Source organism: Kerstersia sp., assembly GCF_052103615.1.
GTDB lineage: Bacteria > Pseudomonadota > Gammaproteobacteria > Burkholderiales > Burkholderiaceae_B > Kerstersia.
Genome location: NZ_JBQEKA010000114.1, coordinates 1 through 8,351, shown reverse-complemented (window position 1 = coordinate 8,351; position 8,351 = coordinate 1). Strand labels below are relative to the sequence as shown.

Sequence of the window (8,351 nt, the reverse complement as noted above, 5' to 3'; positions counted from 1 at the left end):
AAAAAGGATTAGGCTATATAGCGACGGATGGAAATCTTTCCTTGTAATCCGTTCGGGCAAACGAAAACGGCTGAGAAAGACGGCAGAGATTCAACAGCAGATTCATTCCGCCGCCTCATTCCCCGCCTTATTCCGATTCCGTTACCCGTCCTTATTTGCCTTATTCGTCCGTCCCCCGGGAGTAAAACCAATGAATACGAAAATCAATCGCATTGCAATCGGTGCCATCGCTGCTTCCCTGCTGGCCCTTGCCGCATGCGAACAGAAAACCAATTCGGCTCCGGCGCCCAGCACCAGCGCCCCCGCCCCCGCCGCCCAAACCCCAGCACCAGCCGCCGCGCCCGCCCAAGGCGCAGATGCACCGGCTGCGGCCCCTGCTTCCAGCGCTCCTGCCATCGCACCGGAAGCCACGCCCGCGCCGGAAGCTGGCCAGGCCCCTGAGACCACCCAGGACAACAATCTGCGCGATAACGTGAGCCGCAGCCTGGATAAGGCACGCGACGCCACGGAAGACGCCGCCAAGAAAACCGAGGAAGCCGTCAGCGCCGCCGCTGAAAAAACCAAGGAAGACGCGCAAAAGCTGAGCAATGACGTTGCAGAAAAAACGCAGGCGCTGCAAGACCGCCTAAACGGCACCACCGAGCAGTCCAAAACCGAGACTGCCAAAGTCGGCAGCACCCAGGACGGCATCAGCGCAGCCACCGAAGCCACCAAGGATTAACCCGGCGCACCACCAACCAGGGGCAGCGCACTCTGCCCGCCCCTGGCAGAGAAAACTGCAGCAAGGCATCAACCCGCCTTGCTGCAGTTTTTTTATCGTCAAGCCGCAGGCTGCGGCCCTGCATCAGACCGCACACCCAATTCCGCGGACACCTCACACCTGACGCCTGACACCTGACGCCCATACGCCGATACGGCGCGGCCCCGGGCGCGGGTGCCTGCCAGAGATGCGTGGCTTCCCCACTAGTGCTGCGATAATTTTCTATGCTATAGTTTTCTTCTTGGCTGCTGCCTTGGTTTTATCAGGCGCAGCGGGTATGGCGCATTAGCTCAGTTGGTTAGAGCGACGGAATCATAATCCGCAGGTCCGGGGTTCGAGTCCCTGATGCGCCACCAGAATTTCCTGAAAGGCCAGCCTCTATGAGACTGGCCTTTTTTGTCGTGCGGCGGCCTGGCTTCAGGCATCACCCCTGGCGCCGTCCGCCCTCAATGCCCGCCCACAATGTCCGCCCACACCCCCCAATGCCCGCGACTGGCGTTAGCATATGGCCTGAGCGAGAACAGGAAGGGCAGGCCAGCCGACCTGGCCAGCATCGCCACAGCTGCACTTTCGGGATAGCAACCATGACATTGCTCGTTACTGGCGGCGCCGGATTCATCGGCAGTCATTTCATTCTCGAATGGCTGAACCGCCACCACGAAGCCATCATCAACCTGGACGCCCTGTCCTATGCCGGCAACCTGGCCAACCTGGCCCCGCTGCAACAGGATACGCGCCACCATTTCGTGCACGGCGATATCCGCGACCGCGAGCTTGTCACGCGCCTGCTGACAGAATACCAGCCGCGGGCGCTGGTGCATTTTGCTGCGCAAACCCATGTTGACCGATCCATAGACGGCCCGGCTGCCTTCATCCAGACCAATATCGACGGCACTTATGCCTTGCTGGAAGCCTGCCGCCACTATTGGCGTGAACTGCCCGAAGCGCAAGCCGCCGGGTTCCGCTTCCTGCATATTTCTACCGATGAGGTGTATGGCTCGCTGGCCCCCACCGCCGATGCCGCCACGGAAACGCACCCCTACCAGCCCAGCAGCCCTTATTCCGCCAGCAAAGCCGCCAGCGATCATCTGGTCATGTCCTGGCATCGCACTTACGGCTTGCCTGTTCTGATGTCGCACTGCTCAAACAATTATGGCCCGCGCCAGTTTCCTGAAAAGCTGATTCCGCTGTTCATCAGCAAAGCGCTCGCCGGCCAGCCGCTGCCGCTATACGGCAACGGCCTGCAACAGCGAGACTGGCTGCATGTGGCGGACCATTGCGCGGCCTTGCGGCTGCTGCTGGCGCACGGTGCACCGGGAGAGCGCTATAACATCGGCAGCGGCACGGAAACCAGCAACCTGGAGATCGCGCTTACCCTGTGCGCGCTGCTGGACCAGCGCCGCCCCCGCGCCGACGGCCGCCCCTACGCGGAACAGATCCAGCATGTGGCGGATCGTCCCGGGCACGATACACGCTACGCCCTGGATACCGGAAAAATCCGGCGCCAGCTCGGCTGGCAAGCCAGCACCGTCCTGGCCGAAGGCCTGAGCGCAACCGTCGATTGGTCTTTGCAGCACCCTGAGTGGAGCGCGCATGACAATGCCGATGCAGCCATTGCCTGGCGCCAGGCCCGCCCATGAATTCCATTCTGCTCTTCGGCGCGCAAGGGCAACTGGGCCGCGCCCTGCAACAGCACATACAAGCCTTGCCCCCGCATCCGCGACACTCGCCCGACCGCCCGGCGCTGCATGCCCTGACTCGCGCGCAATGCGACCTGAGCGACAGCGCCAGCGTTGCCGCCGCCATACACGCCTGTCGCCCTGCGGTCATTATCAATGCGGCAGCCTACACGGCCGTTGACCGCGCCGAAGCGGAACCGCAAACGGCCCAAGCCGTCAATGCCGAAGCCGTTGCTGCCATGGCCGATGCCGCAGCTCAGACCCATAGCTGGCTGGTGCATTTTTCGACCGATTATGTGTTCGACGGCAAGCAGGCCCAGGCCTACCGCGAAGAGGATACGCCCCGCCCTTTGTCCGTTTATGGCCGCAGCAAACTCGGCGGCGAACAAGCGGTGCTGGGCAGCGCGTGCCGCCATTTAGTGTTCCGCACCAGCTGGCTCTACAGCGCCACACCGGGCAACTTCCTGGGCACTATTCTGTGGCGCCTGCGGCAAGACCCTGCCAGCCCCTTGAAGATCGTAGCCAACGCTTATGGCACGCCGTGCCAAGCCGCACGCATTGCCGCCACCGCCATGGCGGCGCTGCGGCAATGCCTGCCCACCGCGGCTGGCCATGGCCCCGACGGCCTGTATCATCTCTGCGCCAGCGGACGCGCCAGCTGGTACGACTACGCCCGTTACGCCACGCAATACGCCGAAACCCTGGGCCTGCTGCCCGCCGGCAGCCATGAGCGCCTGCAGCCCATCGCCGCCAGCGATTGGCCCGCGCCCGCGCCGCGCCCGCTGAATTCACAACTGGACAACCAGCGTTTCCAGCGCCAGTTCAGCCTGGCGTTGCCCGACTGGCGCGATGACTTGCGCCTCACCCTGGAACACCTGGCCCGGCACCCAGGACAACTCACTGCCCGCCATGACCACTAGCCCGTCCCCCCGCAAAGGCATCCTGCTCGCCGGCGGCGCAGGCACCCGCCTGCACCCGGCCACGCTGGCAATTTCCAAGCAACTGCTGCCTGTCTATGACAAGCCTATGGTGTATTACCCGCTGAGTACGCTGATGCTGGCAGGCATACGGGAAATCTTACTAATCAGCACACCGGCGGATACGCCACTGTTTCAGCGTTTGCTGGGCGACGGCAGCCAGTGGGGGCTGTCACTGAGTTACGCCGTGCAGGCACAGCCCAGGGGAATCGCCGAGGCGCTGATCATTGCCCAGGATTTTCTCGATGGCTGCCCCAGCGCGCTGGTGCTGGGCGACAATATTTTTTACGGCCACGACCTGGCGCCGCTCTTGCGGCGCTGCGCCCAGACAGATCAAGCCACGGTCTTTGCCTACCGGGTGCAAGACGCCCAGCGCTATGGCGTCATCGAATTCGACCGGGACGGCACCGCTATCGCCATCGAAGAAAAACCCGATCAGCCCAAATCCGACTACGCCGTTACCGGCCTGTATTTTTATGATGCGAGCGCGCCCGAACGGGCCCGTGCGCTGCGCCCCTCGGCACGCGGCGAACTGGAAATCACCGATTTAAATCTTTCGTATCTCGCGCAGCAGAAACTGCATGTCGAAACCTTGGGGCGCGGTTATGCCTGGCTGGATACCGGCACCCACGAAGCCTTGCTGGAAGCCAGCCAGCTCATTGCCGCACTGGAAAAACGCCAAGGCCTGAAAGTGGCATGCCCGGAAGAGATCGCCTACCGCCTGGGCTATATCCATGCCGGACAACTGCGCGCCCTGGCAGCCGCCATGCCCAATAGCCCATACGGGCACTATCTGGCTGCCTTGCCACACGCCCGGGTATTCTGATCCCATGCAAATACAAACCACCAGCCTGCCAGGCGTTATCGTGCTGCACCCCAAGATTCATGCCGATGCGCGCGGTTATTTTCTTGAAAATATGAATCTGGCCCGCCTGCGCGACGCGCTGGCGCTACCCGCATTGGATTTCGTTCAGGAAAACCTTTCGCAATCCTGCCGCCATGTTTTGCGCGGCCTGCACTTCCAGCGCGAACCGCATGCGCAAGGCAAGCTCATCAGCGTCACGGCAGGGGAAATCTTCGACGTCGCCGTCGATATCCGCCCCGGCTCACCCACTTTCGGACTCTGGGCGGGCACGGTTTTATCCGCCAGCAACCGCCGGCTGCTTTGGGTGCCGCCAGGCTTTGCCCATGGTTTCCTGACGCTTTCCGAACAGGCTGACTGCCTGTACCGGACCACCCATTATTGGCATGCGGCGGCAGAAGGCTGCATACGCTGGGACGACCCCGCACTCGCGATCGACTGGCCGCTGTCCGCCCCCCCTATCCTTTCCGCGCGCGACCAGGCCGCGCCCCTGCTGCACCAGGCTGCGCTGTCGCCGCTGGACTGAATGCCAAGGCCTGCCCGCAAGCAAAGACGCTACAGCGTGCCGCCAGCCATGGGCAGGCAAAGGTGCAGCAGCCCGTACACCGCCGCGCCCGCGAGCGTTGGCCCGGCAATGCCGCCAAAGCGCCGCTTGAGCAACAGAATGACGCCCAGCGACAGCAAGACGGCCGCCCCCTGCCAGATGTCTGGCCGCTGCGCCACCATGGGCCAAAAAGAAACGGCCAGCAAAGCGGCAATGGCCGCCGGCCCGATACCGCGCAACAAGCGCTGGGCCAGGCCATCAGCCGCCGCAGCCTCCCGCACACGAGCCTGGCCGCGCATGGGCAGCCAGCGGATCAGAAAGGTGCCGATGCCGCATAACAGAATAATCAGCTCATTTTCCGTCATGCCCGCCCCTCTCGCCCCCTCGCCCTGCCGGTAACAGGCCTGACGCCGCGCCGATCAGCATCCCGAACGCCAGCGCGTGATACCCCGGCAGCCACTGCAATAACACCACGCAAGCGCATGCGGTAGCGACAATCACGCGGCAATGTTTCCACACGCCGATTTCCAGGAGCAACGCAAAAAACAGGCCCGGCAAAATGAAAGACAGCGCCGCCTGCAACGCGGCCGGCGGATGTTCAAAATAGCCGCCCAATGCCACCCCCAGCACCGTGCCCAGCACCCAGGAGCCATAAGCCCCGGTCTGCAAGCCCAGATACCAATGCTCGCGCTGCGGCTCCGGCACCTCGGCCATGCGTGTCATGGATGCGGCGAACACCTCATCGGTCAAGCCGAATGCCAGCACCGGCGCAGGCACGCGGCGCTTCCCTGAACGCCGGTAACGCCCCCACAACGCAGGCGCGTAAAACAAATGGCGCGCATTCATCAGCAATACGGTTGGCAAGGCCGTCAGCAAACCGGCGCCGGACGCCAGCAAGGGAATCAAGACAAACTGGCTTGCCCCCGCATAGACCACGACCGATAGCATCAAAGTGCTCAGCGGCGACAAACCTGCCTGCAAGGCAGCCAGGCCGAAGGAAAACGCGACCGGCAGGTAGCCCGCCGCTATCGACAGACTGACCAGCAGCCCTTTGAAAAAAGCATGCATGAAATATGTCAGGGTTCAAAGCCGGACGGACAAAACCCCATTGTCGGCAGAATAACTCGGCATCATAGCGCCGCCGCCTGCCGGCGAACAGGCCGGCGCATAGACATCCTGGTTAGATGCATAGGCATGCCTGGCCAAGCTTCATGCCCTACGCCCATGCCCATGGTTCATGCGCTGCGGACGTGCCCGCCCCGGCGGGCATTATGCTTTGGCAGACACTTCCCACTCGGTCGGCCCTGCCGCCGGGAACAGACGCAGCCCCTGTTTGGTCTTGCGCGGCGCCGGATTCGCAGGCCGAGCAATCTCACCCTTACGGCTGAACACAGCCTGCTCCGAACACAGATGCAGCAACAGCGCGACCACCACCGGCAAAAGGCGCGCCGTCTGTTGCGCAGCAGCCGTGCTGTCCTGAGAATCCGCCTGCGCATCCAGCCCGGCCCGATTCACCCCTGCCTCGCGCTCGGACGTCTCAATCGCCCCTTGCACCGCCTGCGCCAGCGTTGCCACACCCAGATCCAGAATCAAAGGCGTCAACCCTGTTTCCTCGTCCAGCAACAGGCGCAACTCCAGCGCGCCATTGTTGGCATCATGCTCCAGATGTGCCCACACGCCGTGCAGCCCCTCTTCCAGGCCCGGGGTCTCCAGGTAAACGCCCCACTCCGGCAATGTGAACAAGGCGGCGCACGGCATCTCCAACGCATCCAGCGCGGCAGGCGCCTGGCTCAAAGCGGCAAGCAGGGCAGGCTGAAAACGGTAAATCCCCTGGGTCATGCGCCACGCGCCCAGCGCTGCCAGACGCGACACATCCAGCAAGGAAGCGAGATTATTGATTTCCTTGCCGCCATGCCGGGCACGCGCCACGATGGCATACCAGCCGCCCAAAGGCAGATAACACCAATCCTGCCAACCCGGCTTGCCGGGCTGGCCATTGATGGAACGGAACAGCTCGGCCTTTTTCCAGGCCTCGGGATACGCGGCCGCGGCAGCCGACAAGGCCTCGCAGGCACGGTGGGTCTTTTTTTGCATTTGAGACATAGCGATGTGGCGGGCCATGCCCCGGCGGATAACCAGTGCAAGGCATGCGCGATAGCAACTTTGAAGGAAAACAGGGATTTTACGGGAGCCTGGGCGCAAGCGCCCCAAATTCCCCGCCGGCCCGGCAACCCCGCCCGCGCCGCCCCTTCTGCCTGCCCCTTCTGCCTGCCCCCGCCACGGCCACCGCTCCCGCCACCACGCTTGCCTGCACTGGTACCATATCGGGTTGCCGGGCTATCCCCATGACTGGCCCTCGCGCCATCCTGCCCGATCCCGACACCCATCATCACCAAGAGGTCTAGCGCCCCCATGAAACTCGCAGCCTGGAATGTGAATTCCCTGAAAGTCCGACTGCCCCAGGTCATCGACTGGCTGAATGCCAACCCTGTCGATGCGCTCTGCTTGCAGGAACTCAAACTGGAAGATGACAAATTCCCGCTTGCAGCCTTCACGGAACTGGGCTACCACGCTGCCTGGGCCGGCCAGAAAACCTATAACGGCGTTGCGATCATCTCGCGCCAGCCCGGCGCCGACATCGTCCGCAACATCCCCGGCTTCGAAGACCCCCAACGCCGCCTGCTGGCAACCACCCTGCCCGACCCGGCTGGCGGCGATATCCGTGTCGTCTGCGTGTACTGCCCGAACGGCCAGGCGCTGGACAGCGATAAATACCCCTACAAACTCAGCTGGTTCGCCGCCCTGCACGAATGGCTGCGCGAAGAACTGCAGCGCTATCCCAAACTGGCCATCCTGGGTGACTACAACATCGCCCCGGATGACCGGGATGTGCACGACCCAGCCAAATGGGCTGGCCAAGTGCTGGTTTCCCCCCCGGAGCGCGCCGCCTGGGCCCAACTGCTGGACCTGGGCCTGAGCGACTCTTTCCGGCTGTTTGAACAGCCCGAAAAAAGCTATAGCTGGTGGGACTACCGTCAAGGCGCCTTCCGCCGCAATGCCGGCTTGCGCATCGACCATGTGCTGGTATCCGACGCCCTGAAAGACCGTTGCATCGCCAGTCTCATCGACAAAGCCCCGCGCGCCAACGAGCAACCCTCAGACCACGCGCCTGTCGTTGCCGAACTAAAAACCTGAAGTCACGGCCTGCCGGGAAGTCGTCGCGAGGCGGGTCATATGCCCACGGCAGGCCACCGGCAGCCCCACGATAAGCCCGCAAAATACGCTTGCCAACTGAAAACCGCAGGCCTATAATTTATTTCTTGTTTGGGGCGGTAGCTCAGCTGGGAGAGCGTCGCGTTCGCAATGCGAAGGTCGGGAGTTCGATCCTCCTCCGCTCCACCAAAATTTCAGTTGAAACAAGGCACCACATCTCACGATGTCGTGCCTTGTTTTGCGTTTACAGCGGAACTTCCTGCGCCGCCGTTGCCGCGCGGCCGCTATCGCTGCTGGCTGGCAATCGCCTGATCAG

At 62.9% G+C, this 8,351-nt stretch carries 9 protein-coding genes and 2 tRNA genes; 8 read left to right on the top strand and 3 right to left on the bottom strand.

Features of this window, described 5'->3' with window-relative positions; genetic code table 11:
- Nucleotides 1-190: 190 nt before the first annotated feature.
- The 6 genes from ACTJGZ_RS15145 to rfbC all read left to right on the top strand — a co-directional run bounded on the left by ACTJGZ_RS15145 (nt 191) and on the right by rfbC (nt 4,804).
- On the top strand, nt 191-721 hold the full coding sequence (locus ACTJGZ_RS15145; protein WP_441663732.1) for a hypothetical protein: 531 nt from the start codon (nt 191-193) through the stop codon (nt 719-721).
- Between the two features lie 318 nt (nt 722-1,039).
- Nucleotides 1,040-1,116: transfer RNA gene (locus ACTJGZ_RS15140), tRNA-Met, on the top strand.
- Between the two features lie 228 nt (nt 1,117-1,344).
- Complete coding sequence (rfbB, locus tag ACTJGZ_RS15135; RefSeq protein WP_441663731.1) at nt 1,345-2,400, top strand: dTDP-glucose 4,6-dehydratase; 1,056 nt, start codon at nt 1,345-1,347, stop codon at nt 2,398-2,400.
- Nucleotides 2,397-3,359, top strand: coding sequence for a dTDP-4-dehydrorhamnose reductase (gene rfbD, locus ACTJGZ_RS15130; protein WP_441663730.1), 963 nt, complete (start codon nt 2,397-2,399; stop codon nt 3,357-3,359). Before rfbB ends, rfbD begins: the two co-directional genes overlap by 4 nt.
- Entirely contained in the window at nt 3,349-4,242 is an 894-nt protein-coding gene (gene rfbA, locus ACTJGZ_RS15125; protein WP_441663729.1) for a glucose-1-phosphate thymidylyltransferase RfbA, read from the top strand. The genes rfbD and rfbA overlap by 11 nt, the downstream gene beginning before the upstream one ends.
- 4 nt (nt 4,243-4,246) lie before the next feature.
- Nucleotides 4,247-4,804 carry a dTDP-4-dehydrorhamnose 3,5-epimerase gene (gene rfbC, locus ACTJGZ_RS15120; RefSeq protein ID WP_441663728.1) on the top strand — a complete coding sequence of 186 codons (558 nt, stop codon included), beginning with the start codon at nt 4,247-4,249 and terminating at the stop codon, nt 4,802-4,804.
- 29 nt (nt 4,805-4,833) lie between these two features.
- On the opposite strand, the gene ACTJGZ_RS15115 is transcribed toward rfbC, so the two are convergent.
- From ACTJGZ_RS15115 to ACTJGZ_RS15105, 3 genes are all read right to left on the bottom strand, one after another.
- Nucleotides 4,834-5,187: an AzlD domain-containing protein gene (locus ACTJGZ_RS15115; RefSeq protein ID WP_441663727.1), complete on the bottom strand. Its 354-nt coding sequence runs from the start codon at nt 5,185-5,187 to the stop codon at nt 4,834-4,836.
- Nucleotides 5,174-5,890 (bottom strand): AzlC family ABC transporter permease, encoded by a 717-nt coding sequence (locus tag ACTJGZ_RS15110; RefSeq protein ID WP_441663726.1) that lies wholly within the window; start codon nt 5,888-5,890, stop codon nt 5,174-5,176. Before ACTJGZ_RS15110 ends, ACTJGZ_RS15115 begins: the two co-directional genes overlap by 14 nt.
- Before the next feature lie 201 nt (nt 5,891-6,091).
- A complete protein-coding gene (locus ACTJGZ_RS15105) occupies nt 6,092-6,916 on the bottom strand; it encodes an AcrVA2 family anti-CRISPR protein (protein WP_441663725.1) in 825 nt (274 codons plus the stop codon).
- Between the two features lie 318 nt (nt 6,917-7,234).
- On the opposite strand from ACTJGZ_RS15105, the gene xth reads away from it, so the two are divergent.
- On the top strand, nt 7,235-8,017 hold the full coding sequence (gene xth, locus ACTJGZ_RS15100) for an exodeoxyribonuclease III (protein WP_441663724.1): 783 nt from the start codon (nt 7,235-7,237) through the stop codon (nt 8,015-8,017).
- Nucleotides 8,018-8,148: 131 nt separating this feature from the next.
- Nucleotides 8,149-8,224 (top strand) — tRNA-Ala (locus ACTJGZ_RS15095).
- Nucleotides 8,225-8,351 lie beyond the last annotated feature (127 nt).